Below are 19,750 nucleotides of genomic sequence, written 5' to 3'. Positions count from 1 at the left end.
TACAATTATAGACCGTAGGTGAAAGTTAAATCACTTAGGATCTATCTTCTGAATTAGCTCAATAACCTCTTGGTAATTAGTAATTCTTCTTTGCTGTTGAAATAAGTTTGCTGCTGTCTTTAAATCGGTAATTGCTCCCTGCTGATTACCTAGATGATAGCGAGTAATTCCTCTATTTTTGTAAGCTTCAGGAAAATTAGGATTAAGAAGTAATGCATGATTATAGTCTTCAATAGCGCCTTTCAAATCTCCTAAATCATGACGAGAAATTCCTCGATGATTATAGACACCAGAATAGTTAGCATTCATGCTTATGGATCGGTTGTAATCTTGAATAGCTCCTTTTAAATCTCCCAATTTATGGCGAGAAAAACCACGTTTATAGTAAACTTCAGGAAAATTAGGATGTAACCGTAATGCTTGACTATATTCTGCAATTGCCCCTTGAAAATCTCCCGATGTATGACGGTTAAGTCCCCGATGGAAATAGACTACAGCTTCTTTAAGATTATTTTGTGCTAACAGTGATGATTTTATTCTGAATTCGGAAATATTTGACAAATTTTTAGCACTCACTTTCGGGCTATATAATATAGTTCCTAATATGAAAGTTGCAATTGTTAATTTCCATTTTTTCATTACGCTATTTTACCAATTATTAGCATACAGTTATTAATTATATATCATATCGATTAATGACTTATCAAAAAAACTCTCCCCATGATTCCCTAATGATATGTCTTTAACCGAAAACTATATTACATCTATTCACACAATTACACTTAGCCACTATGCTTGATTTAACAAAAATATCGGGACAAATGCAAGGTTTTAGCCAGCATTTAACTTCAGAAGTGGCTGCGAGTCGTCAGCGTTTGGAGTTAGCACAGCAACATTTACAAAAAGCTGTTGAGTGTCAAGAGGAATTAATTGCACGTCAGAAAAAATGGCGCGATCGCATTCTCTTTGCTAATGCTACCCCAATTGAACCCCTAGAAACCTGTATTACTATCCCTGTCCCGCCTAAAATTCATACTGTCATCGCTACCGATGGTTCACAAATAGCACCTAATCATCACGAAATTGCTTATTGTTACTTGCTAAATATTGGTAGAGTCGTTTTACATTATGGTCAAAATCGTCACCCTTTATTAGATAGTTTACCGGAGGTATTTTACCGCCCCGAAGATTTATATATGTCGCGTCAGTGGGGAATTAGAACTGAGGAATGGATGAGTCATCGTCGCACAGCTTCGGAAACTACGGTATTAGCAGAACTTGCTTGTGCTGCGAAAACAGAAGCCCCGGCTTTAGCAATGGTCGATGGTTCGTTAATATACTGGTTTTTAGAACAGTTACCGATGGATGCACGCGATCGCATTTTACCCCCCATTTTAGAGGCTTGGCAACAGATGCGGGCTGCCCAAATTCCTATTATGGGTTATCTGAGCGCCTCTCGCAATATCGAAGCCATGAACTTTTTACGGTTGTTGGCTTGTCCCCACCCAGTACCCGATTGTGTCAGCCATTGCCCGAACCAATTAGAATATGTACCATGTAAAGTCTTTGATTCTTTGCGAGATACAACCCTATGGACAACCCAACTCCAACCGGGACAACGTGGCCCACTATGGCGTAGTAATAACCGAATTTTAGAATTATACGAAGACCAAACTATTTATTTTTGTTACGTTCATGTCGGTACGGAAATTGCCCGGATTGAAATTCCAGCTTGGGTAGCAGAAAATACAATCATGTTTGACCAAGCCCTAGGATTAATGTTGGCACAAGTGCAAAAAGGATACGGTTATCCTGTGGCAATTGCGGAGGCACATAATCAAGCAGTAGTCAGAGGTGGTGATAAAGCCCGTTTCTTTGCCCTTTTGGAACGACAAATGATTAAAGCCGGGATCAAAAATGTGGGAATTTCCTACAAAGAAGCGAGAAAACGGGGAAGTATTGCTTAAGTTAATTCGTAATTCGTAAGATCGTCAACAACACTGGATTTAGTTGATAACTTTTCCATGTTTAAAATGACTCCTAAATTCTGCTATATCAACAACGGTGTAACTGCGATAATAAAATTATAATTTCATCCATAGCTTTCCTCACAACACTTGCGGGTTGTTCAGATTGGTTCACCATAATACTGAAAACTAAAGGCTGATAATTAGGCGCATTAATATATCCAGATAAGGAAACTACACCAGTCATTGTCCCTGTTTTTGCTTGAACAATTCCCTCGGCTAATGTGTTGCGAAAGCGATTTTTTAAAGTTCCGCTAATGCCGGCAACAGGTAAAGAAGCACGAAAAACTTCAGATTGAGATGATTTACCCATTAGCTGCAAAAGTTGTATGAAGGCTTCTGGACTAATTAAATTTTTGCGCGATAAACCAGAACCATCTGCTAAAATATAACTTGTTGGCTCAATTCCCAATTCAGTTAAAGTAGTCTTGACAACTTTTAGCCCTGCATCAGCAGTAGTTTGATTTTTTGTTAATACCTGTTTACTACCTAATACCCTGAGTAAAGCTTCAGCAAACAAATTATTACTATTGACATTTGTCTCTACCATCAAATCAGATAAAGGTGCAGATTCAATTGCTGCTATTTCCTGATCATTCTTACCGCCATTGCTGCTAGATGTTTGTTGTACAGCAATTTTTTCTCTTCCTAAACTTTGCCGAAAATGTCTTAAAAAATTTTCAACTGGATTAAAAATAGCTAAAGCCGTTATTTCTGGTTGAGAATTTACCGCTAATTGTCCTTGAATTCTTAATATCTGTCCTTTTAAATCACGGTTTACTTCCACAAAACTTGGTTCATTTTCTGGAGTAGTTACAGTATTATTTTCAATCCGCCAACGATATGCTTCTGTAGGTTCAGCCCAATTAAGTTTTAGTGGCTTACCTATAGTTTGCGGCAAAAATGTTAAGACAGAAGCATTTTCATTTAAAATTAAACTATTTACTGGTGCGCCATAATAAGCCTGTACATCTTCCCATTCCCAACTAGAATTTACAACTTCTCCTTGAAAATAACTATCATCAGCAATTAACTGATTGACTTGCTGAATACCCTGTTGCGATAACTGTTTTGCTAATACTGTTAGTTGAGAATCTTTTAAGCTAGGATCTCCCCTACCGACGACACGCAAAATACCATCACCATCTTGATAAACAGAGGTACGAATCCGAAAATTTGCTCCCAATTGCAGTAATGCAGCTGCTGTTGTGAATAGTTTGGCGTTAGAAGCAGGAATAAAGTATTTTTCCGCATCTCGATTGTAAAGAGATTGCCCAGATGATAAGGGTTTTACTAAAATTCCCCAGCGGACACGACTAAATTTAGGAATATTGATAATAGCATCTATAGATGATTGCAGTTGAGCAGGACAAGTTGATTTTGTAGTGTTTGGTTGTGTAACTAGGCTTTGTGCTTGCGCTATTTTTTGGGTAACTCCAACTTGGATACCGAGAAATAGCAAAATCATGCTAATGGAAATTTTTCTGCCAATCATATTAATACCAATTTAAAAAATGATTATGACAGATAGATAGCGCAAAACAATTAGACATCTCCAAAATGCAGATATTATCAATGAGTTGGTGCGTTATACTAGATTAATATGAAGCTGCATAGAATAGTTTAACGCGGATGCACGCAGATAAACGCGGATAAAGACAGATAAATTAATGGATTTCATCCCAATACGGTTCGGTTAAGAGTTTTTGTAGGTTGGGTTAAGCGACAGCGCAACCCAACAAAAGTCCATAAATGTTGGGTTTCCTAACGTCAAACGCCATTCGCCACAAGCCGGGAAACCCGTCCAAGGCGATGGCTCCCCAACCTACCTGATTTAATGTTTTTAGCTTAACCGACAAGTATTGGATTTCATCCCATACCCCATCCATCTTGAAAACTTCAGTTTTCGCTATAGAAAAAACTATAGGTTTCAACTTGGGCGAGGTTTATATCTGGATATCTGGTGTTGGTGAAACCAATCATGAATTTAAATGTAGAGACGTTCCATGGAACGTCTCTAAAAGGGTTTAGACATTATCGAAAATCATTTTCATAACCCTTAAAAATCTAACTACAACTTGGTTCCACACTCAGAACAGAAATTGTAACTAGGTAGGTTTTCCGTATTACAGTGGCTACAATAAACTGGTTCAACTGCAATTTTCGGTTGTTGCTTAGGCAAGCCAATCATTTGCGCGTTATTCTTACCAGGCGCAACCATAGGATAGCAGTTTTCATCTCTGGTAACTTTGACATTGACAATCACTGGTCCGTTGTGTGCCAACATTTCGGCAATTTTATCTTGTAACTCGTCTCGGTTACTAATCACCATGCCCTTGATACCATAGGCTTTAGCCAAAAATTCAATGTCTGGCATCCCTACTTCCATATTTGAGCAAGAATAACGCTCACCATAGAAGGCTTCTTGCCATTGACGCACCATTCCCTGCCAACCATTATTTAAAATCACAGTCTTGACATTTATGCCATACTGTGCTAGTGTTCCCAACTCCTGTAAACACATTTGGAAACTGGCATCACCGCTGATACAGATAACTTCTTCATCAGGGAACGCTACTTTTACACCCATCGCCGCAGGAACACCAAAACCCATTGTTCCCAAACCTGCACTAGAAATCCAGCGTCTGGGTCCATTCTTAAGGAATTGTGCTGCCCACATTTGATGTTGTCCGACATCTGTGGTGTAGAAAGCGTGGGGTGCTTGACGACCAACTTCGACAATTACCTCTTGGGGGGAAATGCTATCAGGATAATGAGGTACAACCAAAGGATAATCTTGTTTCCAACGGTTAATTAAGTTTAACCATTCTTGATTTTGGTGAGGTGGAGTTTGGCTAGTTGCGTTTTGACATCGACGTAATAAATCAGTTAAAACGTTTTTGACATCACCGACAATGGGAACTTCGGGAACGCGGTTTTTACCTACTTCAGCCGGGTCAATATCGATGTGAATGACTTTAGCATGGGAAGCGAATTCATCTAACTTACCTGTCACTCGGTCATCAAATCTGGCACCAACGCAAATTAGCAAATCACAATCTGTCACAGCAAAGTTAGCGTAAGCTGTACCGTGCATTCCCAACATTCCCAAGGAGAGGGGATGATGTTCATCAAATGCACCAATACCCATTAAGGTAGTAGTGACGGGGATATTAAATAATTCTGCCAGTTGTTTGACTTCTGCGTGGGCATTAGCTGCGATCGCACCTCCACCAACATACAACAACGGACGGCGACTTTCTCGAATCAACTGAATTGCCGCATTAATTTGTCTGGGATTTCCCTTTACAGTGGGACGATAACCAGGTAACTTGATCGAACCTGGTTCTACAGGAACATAGTCAAATGCTTCTAAAGCTACGTCTTTGGGAACATCTATCAAAACTGGTCCCGGTCTACCAGTACTGGCAATGTGGAACGCTTCCGCCACAATCCGCGCCATATCTTTGGGATCACGGACTACATAAGAATGTTTGACAATGGGCAAAGTGATGCCGTAGATATCTGTTTCTTGGAAAGCATCTGTACCAATAGCCGCCCTGGGTACTTGTCCTGTCACCACAATCATGGGAATAGAATCCATGTAAGCTGTAGCGATACCTGTAACTAAATTCGTTGCTCCTGGACCAGAAGTACCAAAACATATCCCCACTTTACCAGTAGCACGGGCGTAGCCGTCAGCTGCATGGGAAGCGCCTTGTTCGTGTCTAACGAGGATATGTTTAATTCTGCCAGTTTCTTCTACTTTGTATAGGTCATCATAAATTGGTAGAATTGCCCCACCGGGATAACCAAAAATATACTCAACCCCATGACGGACAAGACTATCTAGCAATGCAAAACCGCCAGATTCACGTTTAGGGGTGACAGCTGGCGAAATAGGAGACTGCTGGTTATTTGTCGATTGTGGGATACTGATTTGAGAAGGCGATTCTCCTGCGGAGACACTTTGTGAACGCACGGTTAACCTCAAAATATAACTAAACTTAAGCCCTAGATTCTGTATTTATAATTTCATTTTAATGGAAAAATTCCAGCAAATGCTGAGATAATTTCTATTTATTAAGTACAGATATCAAGTACAGATATAAATATCAATTATCATCTTACATTTTTTAAATCACATCTTGCAATACCCGCCGGGTATTTTGCCACGCCCAAACACCGACAGCAGCGACAACCAGACTCATTCCTAACAATACAGCTGATAAACCAAAGGCATTAACTAACTTTGTTGTAATTAGCAAAGGTGCGGTGAGGGCAATATTGATGGCATGATTTTGAAAGCCAAATACCTTACCATGCATTTCTGGTGGAGTTTCTTGCTGAATTAAAGTTTGCATTGGTACATTCACGAAAGCTGCACCGACACCCAGAAAAATACAGAGTCCCAGTGCTAGAGGCAGGTTTTCAATAAAAGTGAACAACCCTAAGGAAATCGCCATAATTAAAAACCCGATTAAAGGTAAGGGTTTGTGATGTAATTTATGACCAAAGTGTCCGAGAATTGCCGCACCTATTACCATCCCAACTCCGGCAGAGGCTACGAAAAAGCTAAAGTCCCTAGCTTCTAAGTGTAACTTTGCTGCCATACCAATCGCTAACTCTATTAAAGCGGCAAACACGCAGTATAAAGTAACAATTTGCAGCATGGCATTCCATACCAGCCGATTTTTTTTGAGATAGCGCAAGCCTTGTAAGAATTCAGCCCAAGGATTAATTGGCACTGTTTCTTCCTCAATGGGTTTGCGGTCTTGAAAATGAATTGGCATCATAATCAAGGCAGATAGAAGGTATAAAGTACCCACTACTAGTTCTTTCCCAAAACCTTTATTCAAGCTTTCCACCCAATCCAACATTGGACTAGCGACAGCATTACCAACAATTAATGCTCCCATCATGGTGCTACTAAATAAGGCATTGGCAGCCATTAAACCTTCTTTTTTTACCAACAAAGGAATAGCAGCTTGTTCTGCTGGGGCAAAAAACTGGGTGACGGTGGAAATGGCAAAGGTAAAGAACAACAGAATCGCAAACTCCCTGGGTAGGAAGGGAATAAATAGCATCAATAGGCCACGCACCGCATCTGACCCTACCATTATTAGTTTTTTCGGCACACGGTCAACGATCACACCGCCTGCGGAGCCAAACAAAATTGCTGGTACGGTAAATGCCATGTACAAATAGAACCGACCGCTATTATCTACATCATTAGCAGGTAGGTAAAGTTTCAATAAGGCAATCATTAAGACAAAAAATACCTTATCTGCTAACTGGGAAACCAATTGGCCAATCCACAGGAGCATAAAACTCTTGTTTTTTAGCAGTGCGCCAAAGCCGTGATTAACAGCAGTAGGTTCAGTGGGAAACATTTACTATATCTAGGAATTTTGACTAGGGTAGATGGATCAAAAGCAGATGGGAGCAGGGATGCATGGAAGAAATATCAGTGATTTAACTGTGTTTATTGCCATTGTCACCCTTATTTTCTCTATTTCTCACTCCTGTTTGGTAACTCTGTTGTCCGGACTATTTGGATTAACACGGTGGGTTTACTTTTCAATACTTACATCTGTTGGTGAAGTGGGATTAAATCCAGAAACTTCTCCCAGTAAATCAATTTGTAGAAAGAATAACCCCAAGAAGTTATTTTTTGGTATCCCCAGCCTCTGCTTCAGGAAGATGGAAGAAATGTTAATCATAGCGTTTTAACAGCAGATGCAAAAATTCAGTGGCACTTAAGGAATTTGTGGATAGAGCTATTGATGGATCTACCCACTGTCCTTGTACTGTTTGGGGCGATCGCCACATACATAAATGTTCAACTGGTGGATCAGCATAAAAGTTATCTTGCCCACTACTTAAAATAGCAGAACTCCAATGGGTAAAGTAATCATGACTCAGACGATGAATTGGGAAATCCCCCCATAATGGCATCCCCCACCCATCTATGGCAATAAATGCTTTGACATGACCACCCAAAAGTTGCCATTTGGTGGCAGCAATAATCGCACCAACTACACCAGCACTAAAGCTAATGAAGATAACAGGCGATTTTAACTGACTGTCCTGGAAGTGAAGGCGCAAAAACTGTAAAATATGAAATGCTGATAAAGCTAAAATTCCTTCTCCGGGAAAAACCAGTATATCTACGAGATTTTGTTGAATGGAACTATCATTTTCTAGATTTAACCCTCCTGTAATAAAACTTGTAGTTAATTCTGGTTCATGGATTCCAGGGCAAATAATTATTTTCATTTCCTGTTAATTTTGACATGGGTATGGGAGTAATGCAATATCGTCTCTAGTAGTCTGTCAAGAACTAATTGAAGGGTAAATATACTGTAAACGTTTCATAGTTTAACCAAATATGGAACCCCTCTCCAAACCTCTCCCCGTAAACAGAGGCTTAGAACTTAGTTTTTTCATTACTAAAAGGTAAAGTTAAAGTTCCTAACAGTTTTGAGTATAAATCTGTCAATTTTCCTTCTTCCTTTGCTACGCAATGCTAACGCGGTAAGCGAAGCTATGCCTAAGGCTTGACGCGCTCTTTGCGTCTTTCTTTATCCCTCAAAATTTATTTTATAGACTACTAGATTCATCTGCTAAATCATGTTATGACTGGCGCAGTTCCCCCTTAATGAATCCCCTTAAATCGCTCCTTGGCACCTTCAAAAGCATCTTGCATCACGGCTTGAATCTTCTGGGGATCAGGTTTTTTCCCACCCATTAAATCACCAAAATAAACACAAGCACCTTCACCTAAAGCCCATGTATAAGCTGCTGCCCAGGATGCAGCAATTACGCTGCCAAAACCAGGAATAAATTTAATTAACTCCCTGGCTACGGCTTGAGCTACAAAACCACCCGCAATGGCACTCACAATACCCCCAGCTTGAGATGGTGTCAAGGTTTGCCCATATAATTTACCTAATAATCCCACCATTGATACTTGCAAAGCTGTTAAAACAGGCATGGTTGCAAAAGGCAAAGGCACTGCTGCTAAAGTAGCTGCCATAATCGAAAAAGGTAAAATATAACGTCTTCCTGCATCCCGATAAATATTACCTAATTTCTCCCCTGCTTGTTTATCTAATAATTGATAAATTGCTTTTGATTCGGCTTCAGGTAAAAGTTCAGCTAAATTATCTCGCAGTCCTTCTAAACCATAAAATACAGGATGATAACCATCATGTTCTAAAGTGAAATCAATTAAAACTGCATTATTATATAAACCTGTAAAATTCTCTTTTATTTGGGTAAATGCTCGGTTTAATTCTATAAAATCTGGGGGATAATGGGGATGATCATCTGTTTGGGGTGGGTAAATTTCATGTAAGCAAGTCACCACCAGCAAACAGGGAATATTTGGATATTGTTGACGCAATTTTTGAGCTATTTGTCGCAGGGTATCAGTTGCGAAATCATTAATTTTCACAGTCAGAATTAAGACTCTAGCCCCTGTAGCCTCTGTTTGTAAATCACCAATTAACTCTTGAATAATTGTTGCTGTATCTTGATTTACATCTCCTAGTCCCACCGTATCCGTAAAAACTAGCAACGGCAAATCACTGGAAGGATAAGCATAGCGTTGGGTATTTTGGGTGTGGGGACGAAAACCCTGTCCGATAATTTCTGCCGAAACTCCCGTTAAACCCCGGACAATAGAGCTTTTACCCGCTTGGGGTTTTCCTAGCAGCAGCGCTTCTGTAGTGGGTAATTCAGCGCGAATGGTCTCTAAAATCTCAGCTACTTGGGCATCACTAACAGTAAACCATTGTCCTATAGTCTGTGTTACTTGGTCTACGGGTAGGAGTTGGATTAATCTGGCTGTGGTTTTGTTGACAACACCAGAAATGCGTTTTTTCCAAGAATCATTTTCCGACTTGGGTTTAATTTCATCAGTCGGTGTTTTCAATGAGTCTGTGTTGGGTTGTTCTGTCATTGGTGTAATTTCCAGTTGCCACCATTTCTAGTATAGCTGTGGTGTTCAGCGCTTGCACAATAGCAAAGCGCTCGGTAGCAATAGCTCTGATTCATATCCATAAACGCTGAATGGAATAGCTATCAAGAGTTTGATCACGACTCACTACAACTAGGGAATTATTAATTGCTTGAGATACCAAAATACGATCAAATGGATCTTTATGATGTAAAGGCAAATTATACAGTTGAATAGTGTCTTTTAAGGTAATAGATAATAACTTAAATCTTGTTGTGGCAAAACTATCTTCGATAGTATTAAAGTCAGAATATAAAGAGAGTTTACCAATTTTCAATTTAATGGATATCTCCCAAAAACTAGCAATACTAACAAAAACATTATCTGTATTTTCAAGTATATCTTTTATAGAGTTGGGCAAGGTTGGATCAGCTTCTGCTAACCAAATAAAAACATGAGTATCTATCAACACAGAATCCATTATATATATTCCTGAAATTCTTCTAAAGGATCATCAAAATCTTCTGCCAAAGGTAACACAAAAGTTCCTTTCATTGAACCTGACAACGGTTTTTTAACGGTTACATCTTCGACTTGCTTTTTTTCTTCTGCTTGTTGAAGTGTTGAAGATTTAGTGATTAAATATTCGGCATAATGTAAAAGTTCAATTTTGAGAGAATTGGGTAGATTTTCTACGATTTTTAATAAGGCTGTTTCGGTACTCATAATTACTCCTTTTGTAATTTAGAAGGATTTAGGACTAAAGCTGCGTGTCACACCAAAAATCTGTTGTAGGGTGCGTCAGATATCAAGTATCTGTTTATTTGCAGGATTTATGCAGTCTGACGCACCCTACCAATGTGCCAGTTGCGTAAGTCCTGGGATTAAATAATGATGGTGCATTGCAAATATAATTGTACAACTCAACCGACAATATAGGCGAACTGACAAGTCAGCGCTGACGCGATCGCACTGTATGGTATGGCTTATAAAAAGAATCTGCGGTTATTCAGATTATTTTATCTTGGATAACCATTCAGATAATTTTGGATACCCGTTTCTAAGCTGTTGTGCTTAAGTTCGATGATAGTGTTGCTTGGTTAATCAGCAACACCTCATCATCAATCACCCTGGGGACAATCATCCCAGAGAGTTGTAGTTTCTCGCAAACTCTGATGCGTACCATTCCCTAAAATCAAATGGTCTAACAAGGGAATACTTAAAAGTTCTGCACCTGCTAATAATTGCTTTGTTAATTCTATATCAGCTTCACTAGGTTCTAAATTACCAGACGGGTGATTATGTGCTACTATAGTTCGCGTTGCACCATGACGAATCACTTCCCGAAAAATGTCACGGGGAGAAGCTAAAGTTTCCGTCGCAGTTCCAATAGTAATTACCTTTGTTCCTAAAAACTTATTTTTCACATCTAATAACACTACCGCAAAACGTTCTTGATTTTGCCACATCAAGTCTTGACTAAGCGTTGCAGCCGCAGCAAGGGGACTGTCAATTACTGTTCCATCTGAGGGACGCGATAAAAAAGCGCGTTTGCCTAATTCAATTGCTGCGAGAATTGTTGTGGCTTTTGCGGGACCCACACCGGGAATTGCCATCAACTCAGCTGGGGTAACTTCCCTTAAAGCGGCTAAAGGGTCACGCTGATGTTTGCCCAACTCTTGTAGTATATACTGCCCCAAGCCAACTGCGGAAAGTTTACCCGGACCTTGTCCAGTACCTAGCAAAATAGCGATTAATTCAGCAGTGGCTAAGATTTTTGCGCCATGTGTCATTAATCGCTCACGTGGACGCTCATTTTCGGGTAAGTCGGCAATTCTGAGGCAATAAGTCATACCAATTGGGGATTTTAGATTAAGGATAATTGGGTAGGGCTATATTTATTTATCTCTTATTTGCTTGACCAATTATCCCTGTTTGCAAAATCTTTAATTTTGCTCAGTATTACTTAGGGCTTGCTTATTGATAAATCTGCGTAGCTTTGAGCATATGGTAAGTAATGATTAACTGTGTAAGTGCGAGGGGATAACTTTGTAGTGTTTCTCCGGTTGTACCCGCGATTTTACCTAGTTCTGGATTAATTTCGCGATCGCATATATTCTTGAGATAAGGCATATCCGAACACATAATATGCTCTATATTAGTCACCTGTTCTAAGGTAGCGTGACCATCAACTTCCAAGACATCCACTGGTTTACCCATATCTCTATCTAGTCCCAAACGAACGGCTGATTGAGAATCACCATTACCGGAGTCCGTAATTTGGGTAAAATCTGGATGGGGAATAGAAGGACGTAACACCAAACGCACATTTAAATGACCATTGGTTTCATTTTCTTCCTCTTTTGTAGGATAGAAACTGACGACAATATCCGACCATTGACGCTGGGGACGGATATACTGTTGTGAGTCTGGTTCACGTTTTTCTAGTTCTGCTAATACTTGTTCTGGGGTATAACCACGTTTTTGTGTATCCCGCTTAACTTTCCAAGCAGCGCGAACTGGTTCGGGAGGAGCAAGATATACTTTTACATCATAAGCATCACGGGCTGCACGGGTAGAATAACCCAGTAAACCTTCAATAATTACGAATTTATTAGGTTTAATGTATTGTGGTGGCTCAAATGTCCCAGTTTTGTGGCTGTAAACTGGCTTGAGAATCGGCTGTCCTGTACGTAACAGCGATAAATGCTGCTGCATAATATCCAAATGGTTACAGTCAGGATGAAGGGCTGTAATGCCAATTTCGGCTCGTTGTGTGCGATCGTAACGATGATAATCGTCTGTACATATGAGGGTAACATTCTCCGGTCCAAGTACCTGAGCAATTCCTCTAGTCAGTGTCGTTTTACCAGCAGCGCTGTCACCAACAATTCCAAGAATAATTGGACGGCTCATTTTACCCCCTTTAACACAAGCTAGTTGCGTAATAATGTTTACAGAGAACAATTTTAATTAATTTACTAATTTTAGAAGGGAATTTGCAAATAAATTCACCCAAAATCATCTTTGCAACATCTCTACATAAAAGAAGTTGAGGAGAAATCCGGGTAGAGTAGGCAGGCAAGTAACGAAGGTGATATCATCTGTGCATCTGTGTCAAAATCCGTTTGTGCTATGTACGACAGGCATATTTTTGAATGATGACAAAACAAACAATTGGTTTAGAAAAAAATCTGTATAATTATTTACTGTCTGTTTCCCTGCGAGAACCAGATGTATTAACTCAACTGCGTCAGGAAACCTCACAATTACCAATGGCTCAGATGCAGATTTCCCCAGAACAAGGTCAATTTATGGCGTTGTTGGTGAAACTGATAGGCGCAAAAAAAACTTTAGAAGTAGGTGTATTTACAGGTTATAGTTCCTTGATCACAGCTTTGGCTTTACCGGCTGATGGTAAGATTGTCGCCTGTGATGTCAGTGAAGAATATACTAGTATTGCTCGGCGTTATTGGCAACGAGCCGGGGTAGCTGATAAAATCGATTTACATATCGCTCCAGCTTTGGAAACTTTAGATAAATTGCTGGCATCTGGTGAAGCAGAAAGTTTTGATTTTGCGTTTATTGATGCTGATAAGGGGAACTATGAAAACTATTATGAGCGATCGCTCCAATTAATTCGACCCGGTGGACTAATTGCCATTGATAATGTCCTCTGGTCTGGTAAAGTCGCAGATTCCGAAGTTCAAGATAATCAAACTAATAAGATTCGCTTTTTGAATCAAAAGTTACATCAAGACTCACGAATTACTCTGAGTTTGGTTCCTATCGCTGATGGTTTGACTTTAGGAATGAAGAATTAAACGCAGAGGTACGCGGAGGTTAGCGCAGAGGTTCGCAAAGATGAAGTTATATTATGTCCGGCTAATTGCTGATAAAAAAACTCACCGTGTCTCTGTGTCCCCGCGTCATTCCTAATCACAAGTATTCAATCGGATATGATATGCTGGCTATGCTGTTTCCATTTTTGCTGTTGTCTCTTTCTTTTGTCTTCGGTTAAATTATCAAAACAGTGCGGACAGGAAATTCCTTCTTCGTATTTAGGTGAGGTTTTATCTTCTTCTGCAATGGGATGTCCACAGCAAAAGCATAACTCATAACTGCCTGCTTCTAATCCGTGACGGACTGCGATTCGTTCATCAAATACAAAACATTCTCCTTCCCATAAACTTTCTTCGGCAGGGATTTCTGCTAAATATTTGAGAATGCCGCCTTTAAGGTGATATACTTTCTCGAAGCCTTGAGAAAGTAGGTAAGATGAGGCTTTTTCACAACGAATACCACCAGTACAAAATAAAGCCACTTGTTTATGTTTGCTGGGGTCAAGTTGTTCGTTTACATATTCTGGAAATTCTCGGAATATCTGGGTTTGCGGATTTTCAGCCCTTTTGAATGTACCCATGCTGACTTCATAATCGTTCCGGGTATCGATTACTGTGACTTCTGGGTTAGAAATCAAATCATTCCATTCTTGAGGACTGACATAAATTCCCACTTTTTCATTGGGATCAATTTCCGGTATTCCCAAAGTCACAATTTCCGGTTTTAACCGCACTTTCATTCTTTCAAAAGGTGGCGTTTCTGTGTATGATTCTTTGTGTTCTAAATCTGTGAACCGAGTATCACTACGGAGAAAGTTAAGAACTGCATCAATTGCTTGACGGGAACCGGCAATTGTACCATTAATCCCTTCTTGAGCTAGTAAAATTGTGCCTTTGATTCCTTGTTCCTGACAAAAAGATAGCAAGGGTTCTTGCATTTCGGCAAAATTCGGTAAACTAATGAATTTATACAGTGCAGCTACAACTACAATATTTTTTTGGTGCATCTATTTACAAAAAATGAATATTAGGATAATATCTTGTCAAGGTTTAAAATTGCTTCCTCTTCATTATTAAAAAGACTTTTGAACTGAAAACGGGGGTTTAGCTCAGTTGGTAGAGCGCCTGCTTTGCAAGCAGGATGTCAGCGGTTCGAGTCCGCTAACCTCCATTAATGATGACGAAACACGACTGACAGGTTATTTGCTGGCATTGGATAAGTTTTCTGCAAAATTAAATTCTGCGAGTTAGCTGCTTTGATAACATCCTCTAAATTACGCACTCCCCACTCTGGGTTTTGCAGCTGTAAAGACTCGTCAAAAGCCTCGTTACTCGGTGCGGTATGTTTACCGTTTTGTTTGTAGGGTCCATATAAATAAAGAATACCACCTGGGGGAAGAATCCGTCCCGCACCAGCCATGAGTCCCAAACAAGCTGACCAAGGAGAAATATGAATCATGTTAATGTTAACTATAGCGACAATGGATAATTCAGGTAATGTTTCTTTCTCCACTGGCCAAATTGGTAACTCTACATCTATGTCTAAAGGTTGAGAAATATTATCACTCTTGAATTCTTCTGCCCAAGCAGTAATACTATCGCGTAATATGGGGTTAGGGTCAGAAGGTAGCCATTGTCGGGGTTTGAGGCTAGGTGCAAAAAACACAGCGTGTTCACCTGTACCACTGGCAACTTCTAGAACAGTTCCATTGGCAGGTAATACTTGTAAAAGTACCTCTAAAATGGCTTCTCGGTTGCGCTGGGTGGCTGGTGCAAATTGTTTTTTGTCTGGTGTTGTATTCATATAATTAAGTTATCAGAATTGAGCAATCAAGCGATCGCTATTTTTTCACTTTTTTAGCCAGAAATTCAGGAGAACAACTTGCCTAAATCAATTCATTCTACTCAACCACCACTCAAATTCATTCCCCAACGCCATAACCCCCTCATAGTGAAAATTGCCTCTTGGTTTGTCCCCTTTGCGCTGCGGGTGAGAACTAGACCTTGGCTACCTGCGGGTATTGTCAATATTGAAGCCAAGAATGCTGAAGTCTTAGCTAAATTATACCAAGAATTTCAAGCCGGGAAAATCCGCTTTTTAATCGCATTTCGTCACCCAGAGGTAGAAGATCCTCTAACTATGTTATATTTTCTTACCCGCATTGTTCCCAAAGTGGCGCGTCAAAAAGGAATTGCTCTACAATATCCACTACATAGTCATTTTATGTATGAACGGGGAATGACATTATGGGCGGGAAAGTGGTTAGGATGGTTATTCTCTGGACTTGGGGGTGTACCTGTTCGTAGGGGAAGACGAGTAGACCGAAACTCTATTCAAATGGCGCGGGATTTATTTGCTAATGCAAAAATGCCTATTGCTGTTGCACCAGAAGGCGGTACAAATGGTCATAGTGGTATAGTTAGTCCTCTAGAACCAGGTGTAGCACAATTGGGTTTTTGGTGTGTGGAAGATTTACAAAAAGCCAACCGGGAAGAGAAAGTTTTTATTATTCCTATTGCCATTAAATATAGTTACGTTAATCCACCTTGGGAAAAAATAGATTGGCTGTTATCTAAATTAGAAACTGATAGCGGTTTACCCGTTGCGGAAATTAGTCTAACGGGACAGAAAAAAGAAGAAATTCTATATCAACGTTTTTTGCGTTTAGCTGAATATTTAATTTCCGAGATGGAAGAATTTTATCGCCGTTTCTATCATCGAGATTTACCGGAAATCATCACTGAAGAAAAAAACCCTGTTAATGAAGTGTTAATTACCAGATTACACCGTTTAATGGATACAGCTTTACAAATTTCAGAACAATATTTTAATATTCAGCCCCAGGGTAATTTTATTGATAGATGTCGGCGCTTAGAAGAAGCCGGTTGGAATTATATTTATCGGGATGATATCGAGGATATTCAAAGTTTACCTCCTTTCAAACGAGGCTTGGCTGATTGGGTAGCAGAAGAAGCTGATTTAAGAATGCAACACATGAGAATAGCCGAAAGTTTTGTGGCTGTAACTGCTAATTATATTCAGGAAAACCCAACTGCGGAGAGATTTGCCGAAACAGCATTATTAATGTTTGATATGTTGTCTCGGATTAAAGATTCTACTTTACCAGGAAGACCAAGTTTAGGTTTAAAACAAGCGATGATTACTGTAGGTGAGCCAATTGCTGTCAGTGAAAGATGGGAGAATTGTCAGGATAACAAACAGGCGTTGAGAAAAGGAGTGAGTGATTTGACAAAGGATTTGCAGGTAATGTTGGAGGAATTGATTAAATAATTCGTAATGCTCCCTTCGGGAGAGCTACGCTAACGTAATTCGTAATTCGTAATTAAGTTTTGTGACGGAGATTTAGACCCACGGGACTCGATTAAAGATTAGTTTCACATCAGAAAAAAAAGATTTTTCATTATTCATAGATTATAGAACTTACGCATTGACAAAATCTATCAAATATAGATTATGAATTTTATCTCTTGTAGGGTGCGTCAGACCCGATAATTGAGCATCTAACAGATTGTCTCTATCTGACGCACCGCACTAATATGCTATTCCAAAAGCCTGAAACTAGGCAATTTTGTTCATACATATCATCTGAAGTTTGTACAGTGCGTAAGTCCTAGATTAATTATTTTAGCTTTTTGTCCACAGCGGACAATTTTCTGATAACATAAAAAATCCGACTCCTTTAACATAGATTGACGTATGAGCAAGGGAACCCTATTTGATAAAGTTTGGGACTTACACACCGTTGGGACACTTCCATCAGGACTAACACAACTATTTATTGGACTACATCTTATTCATGAAGTTACCAGTCCCCAAGCCTTTGCTATGCTCAAGGAGCGGGATTTAAAAGTATTATTCCCACAACGGACAATAGCCACAGTTGATCATATCGTCCCCACAGAAAACCAAGCCCGTCCCTTCGTGGATAGCATGGCCGAAGAAATGATTCAGGCATTAGAAAAGAGTTGTCAAGAAAATGACATAACTTTTTACAATATTGGTTCAGGTAATCAAGGTATAGTACACGTCATCGCCCCCGAACTGGGACTCACCCAACCGGGAATGACCATTGCTTGTGGAGACAGTCATACATCAAGTCATGGTGCATTTGGAGCGATCGCATTTGGTATCGGTACAAGCCAAGTTAGAGACGTTCTCGCCTCCCAAACCCTATCATTATCAAAACTCAAAGTTCGCAAAATCGAAGTTAACGGTAATTTAAAACCCGGAGTTTACGCCAAAGACGTAATATTACATATCATCCGTACCCTCGGCGTAAAAGGTGGCGTAGGCTACGCTTACGAATTTGCTGGTACAACCTTTGCCCAGATGAACATGGAAGAACGGATGACCGTTTGTAACATGGCTATCGAAGGCGGTGCAAGATGTGGATACGTCAACCCTGACCAAATTACCTACGACTATCTGCAAAATAGAGACTTCGCTCCCAAAGGTGCACATTGGGAAAAAGCCGTGAATTGGTGGGAATCCCTAAGTAGTAACGCTGATGCCGAATATGACAATATTGTAATATTTAATGCCGAAGATATTCCCCCCACAGTCACATGGGGAATTACACCAGGTCAAGGAATAGGCGTAGATGAAAAAGTACCCACAGCCGGCGAACTCCTAGAAGAAGACCGCTTCATCGCCGAAGAAGCATATCGCTACATGGACTTATATCCAGGTCAACCCATCCAAGGCACAAAAATAGATGTTTGCTTCATAGGAAGCTGCACCAACGGACGTATCAGCGACTTAAGAGAAGCCGCCAAAATCGCCCAAGGTCGCCAAGTAGCTAAAGGTATAAAAGCGTTTGTAGTTCCCGGTTCAGAAAGAGTCAAAAAAGAAGCCGAAGCCGAAGGACTAGATAAAATCTTCCAAGCAGCCGGCTTCGAGTGGAGAGAACCAGGATGTTCCATGTGTTTAGCCATGAACCCCGACAAACTCCAAGGAAGACAAATCAGCGCCTCCTCCTCCAACCGCAACTTCAAAGGCAGACAAGGATCATCCTCCGGTCGTACCCTACTCATGAGTCCCGCAATGGTAGCCACAGCAGCCATAAAAGGCGAAATCGCCGACGTGCGCGACTTGCTGTAACCCCACCCCCAACCCCCGCAAGCGAGGAGGGGAGTGAAAAAACTCGTGTGGGGTGGGCATCTTGCCCGCCCAAACTAGGACAGGCTAAAAGCCCTTCCCACAGGAAAAATCTCTCTCAAACTCTTCTCTTCTTCCTTCGTGTTCTTCGCGCCTTCGCGGTTCGTTTCTTCCCAAAACATCATGGTAAGTGAAGTAAAACAAATATCCGGTAACGCCGTTCCCCTTATCGGTAACGACATCGATACCGACAGAATTATACCCGCCCGCTACTTAAAAGCCATCACCTTTGACGGCTTAGGAGAAGGCGTGTTTGTTGATGACAGAAAAGCCTTAAATGGTGAACACCCATTTGATCAAAACCAATATCAAGGCGCAAACATCCTCATAGTTAACCGTAATTTTGGCTGTGGTTCATCAAGAGAACACGCACCCCAAGCCCTAGCAAAATGGGGAATTAAAGCCCTGATTGGTGAAAGCTTCGCCGAAATTTTCTTTGGTAACTGCGTTGCAATGGGCATACCATGCGTAACTGCACCCAGCGAAACAGTCAAACAACTCCAAGAATTAGTCACCGCTAATCCCCAAGCATCCACTACCATAGATTTGGAAAAATTGCAAGTACAAATTGGTGATTTTACCGCCCCAGTTGTCCTTAGTGAAGGAACGAGAAGCACCTTTATTTCGGGAACTTGGGACGCTTGCGGACAGTTAGTCGCAAATGCAGAACAGGTGAAAGCAATAGCCGCAAAATTGCCTTACATTGGTTGGGAGATATTAGCAGCGAGTTAGTTGTCAT

The 19,750-nt window shown here is 40.4% G+C and carries 19 protein-coding genes and 1 tRNA gene; 8 read left to right on the top strand and 12 right to left on the bottom strand.

Annotated features, from left to right (window positions below; all coding sequences use genetic code 11):
- Positions 1–30: 30 nt before the first annotated feature.
- Positions 31–639: a tetratricopeptide repeat protein gene (locus tag ANA7108_RS0108495; protein WP_016950351.1), complete on the bottom strand. Its 609-nt coding sequence runs from the start codon at positions 637–639 to the stop codon at positions 31–33.
- Between the two features lie 152 nt (positions 640–791).
- On the opposite strand from ANA7108_RS0108495, the gene ANA7108_RS0108490 reads away from it, so the two are divergent.
- Positions 792–1,967, top strand: coding sequence for a DNA double-strand break repair nuclease NurA (locus ANA7108_RS0108490; protein ID WP_016950350.1), 1,176 nt, complete (start codon positions 792–794; stop codon positions 1,965–1,967).
- A gap of 88 nt (positions 1,968–2,055) precedes the next feature.
- Here the strand turns inward: ANA7108_RS0108490 and dacB are convergent, their stop codons facing one another.
- From dacB to ANA7108_RS0108470, 4 genes are all read right to left on the bottom strand, one after another.
- Positions 2,056–3,522 carry a D-alanyl-D-alanine carboxypeptidase/D-alanyl-D-alanine-endopeptidase gene (dacB, locus tag ANA7108_RS0108485; protein WP_237741503.1) on the bottom strand — a complete coding sequence of 489 codons (1,467 nt, stop codon included), beginning with the start codon at positions 3,520–3,522 and terminating at the stop codon, positions 2,056–2,058.
- A gap of 223 nt (positions 3,523–3,745) precedes the next feature.
- Positions 3,746–3,916 (bottom strand): hypothetical protein, encoded by a 171-nt coding sequence (locus ANA7108_RS0108480; protein WP_237741502.1) that lies wholly within the window; start codon positions 3,914–3,916, stop codon positions 3,746–3,748.
- Between the two features lie 182 nt (positions 3,917–4,098).
- The gene (gene ilvB, locus ANA7108_RS0108475) at positions 4,099–6,009 is read right to left on the bottom strand and encodes a biosynthetic-type acetolactate synthase large subunit (RefSeq protein WP_016950347.1); all 1,911 of its coding nucleotides are present in this window, start codon (positions 6,007–6,009) and stop codon (positions 4,099–4,101) included.
- A gap of 154 nt (positions 6,010–6,163) precedes the next feature.
- The gene (locus ANA7108_RS0108470) at positions 6,164–7,420 is read right to left on the bottom strand and encodes an MFS transporter (RefSeq protein ID WP_016950346.1); all 1,257 of its coding nucleotides are present in this window, start codon (positions 7,418–7,420) and stop codon (positions 6,164–6,166) included.
- 31 nt (positions 7,421–7,451) lie between these two features.
- On the opposite strand from ANA7108_RS0108470, the gene ANA7108_RS31380 reads away from it, so the two are divergent.
- Together ANA7108_RS31380 and ANA7108_RS31375 are read left to right on the top strand one after the other, a co-directional pair.
- Positions 7,452–7,760: a hypothetical protein gene (locus ANA7108_RS31380; protein ID WP_016950345.1), complete on the top strand. Its 309-nt coding sequence runs from the start codon at positions 7,452–7,454 to the stop codon at positions 7,758–7,760.
- 35 nt (positions 7,761–7,795) lie between these two features.
- Positions 7,796–7,918, top strand: coding sequence for a hypothetical protein (locus ANA7108_RS31375; RefSeq protein ID WP_158318355.1), 123 nt, complete (start codon positions 7,796–7,798; stop codon positions 7,916–7,918).
- 767 nt (positions 7,919–8,685) lie between these two features.
- Here the strand turns inward: ANA7108_RS31375 and ANA7108_RS0108455 are convergent.
- The 5 genes from ANA7108_RS0108455 to ANA7108_RS0108435 form a co-directional block, all read right to left on the bottom strand.
- Positions 8,686–9,993 carry a YcjF family protein gene (locus ANA7108_RS0108455; RefSeq protein ID WP_016950343.1) on the bottom strand — a complete coding sequence of 436 codons (1,308 nt, stop codon included), beginning with the start codon at positions 9,991–9,993 and terminating at the stop codon, positions 8,686–8,688.
- A 91-nt stretch (positions 9,994–10,084) separates the two neighbouring features.
- Positions 10,085–10,471 (bottom strand): type II toxin-antitoxin system VapC family toxin, encoded by a 387-nt coding sequence (locus ANA7108_RS0108450; protein WP_016950342.1) that lies wholly within the window; start codon positions 10,469–10,471, stop codon positions 10,085–10,087.
- The gene (locus ANA7108_RS0108445) at positions 10,471–10,716 is read right to left on the bottom strand and encodes a DUF2281 domain-containing protein (RefSeq protein ID WP_016950341.1); all 246 of its coding nucleotides are present in this window, start codon (positions 10,714–10,716) and stop codon (positions 10,471–10,473) included. Before ANA7108_RS0108445 ends, ANA7108_RS0108450 begins: the two co-directional genes overlap by 1 nt.
- A 395-nt stretch (positions 10,717–11,111) precedes the next feature.
- The gene (radC, locus tag ANA7108_RS0108440; RefSeq protein ID WP_016950340.1) at positions 11,112–11,843 is read right to left on the bottom strand and encodes a DNA repair protein RadC; all 732 of its coding nucleotides are present in this window, start codon (positions 11,841–11,843) and stop codon (positions 11,112–11,114) included.
- A gap of 124 nt (positions 11,844–11,967) precedes the next feature.
- Positions 11,968–12,906: a phosphoribulokinase gene (locus tag ANA7108_RS0108435; RefSeq protein WP_016950339.1), complete on the bottom strand. Its 939-nt coding sequence runs from the start codon at positions 12,904–12,906 to the stop codon at positions 11,968–11,970.
- Between the two features lie 245 nt (positions 12,907–13,151).
- Here ANA7108_RS0108435 and ANA7108_RS0108430 point away from each other — a divergent pair, with 245 nt between their 5' ends.
- Positions 13,152–13,814: a class I SAM-dependent methyltransferase gene (locus ANA7108_RS0108430; RefSeq protein ID WP_026104059.1), complete on the top strand. Its 663-nt coding sequence runs from the start codon at positions 13,152–13,154 to the stop codon at positions 13,812–13,814.
- Between the two features lie 125 nt (positions 13,815–13,939).
- Here the strand turns inward: ANA7108_RS0108430 and ANA7108_RS0108425 are convergent, their stop codons facing one another.
- The gene (locus ANA7108_RS0108425; protein WP_016950337.1) at positions 13,940–14,839 is read right to left on the bottom strand and encodes a rhodanese-related sulfurtransferase; all 900 of its coding nucleotides are present in this window, start codon (positions 14,837–14,839) and stop codon (positions 13,940–13,942) included.
- Between the two features lie 91 nt (positions 14,840–14,930).
- On the opposite strand from ANA7108_RS0108425, the gene ANA7108_RS0108420 reads away from it, so the two are divergent.
- A tRNA-Ala gene (locus ANA7108_RS0108420) sits at positions 14,931–15,003 on the top strand.
- Here the strand turns inward: ANA7108_RS0108420 and ANA7108_RS0108415 are convergent.
- Entirely contained in the window at positions 15,004–15,636 is a 633-nt protein-coding gene (locus ANA7108_RS0108415) for a DUF938 domain-containing protein (protein ID WP_016950336.1), read from the bottom strand.
- A gap of 78 nt (positions 15,637–15,714) precedes the next feature.
- Here ANA7108_RS0108415 and ANA7108_RS0108410 point away from each other — a divergent pair, with 78 nt between their 5' ends.
- The 3 genes from ANA7108_RS0108410 (at position 15,715) to leuD (ending at position 19,743) form a co-directional block, all read left to right on the top strand.
- The gene (locus tag ANA7108_RS0108410; protein ID WP_016950335.1) at positions 15,715–17,124 is read left to right on the top strand and encodes a 1-acyl-sn-glycerol-3-phosphate acyltransferase; all 1,410 of its coding nucleotides are present in this window, start codon (positions 15,715–15,717) and stop codon (positions 17,122–17,124) included.
- A gap of 426 nt (positions 17,125–17,550) precedes the next feature.
- Positions 17,551–18,954: a 3-isopropylmalate dehydratase large subunit gene (gene leuC, locus ANA7108_RS0108405; RefSeq protein ID WP_016950334.1), complete on the top strand. Its 1,404-nt coding sequence runs from the start codon at positions 17,551–17,553 to the stop codon at positions 18,952–18,954.
- Between the two features lie 180 nt (positions 18,955–19,134).
- Positions 19,135–19,743, top strand: a complete 609-nt coding sequence (leuD, locus tag ANA7108_RS0108395) for a 3-isopropylmalate dehydratase small subunit (RefSeq protein WP_016950332.1) — start codon at positions 19,135–19,137, stop codon at positions 19,741–19,743.
- Positions 19,744–19,750 lie beyond the last annotated feature (7 nt).

The organism is Anabaena sp. PCC 7108, assembly GCF_000332135.1.
Taxonomy (GTDB): Bacteria; Cyanobacteriota; Cyanobacteriia; order Cyanobacteriales; family Nostocaceae; genus Anabaena.
This window is presented reverse-complemented; position numbering and strand designations above follow the sequence as displayed.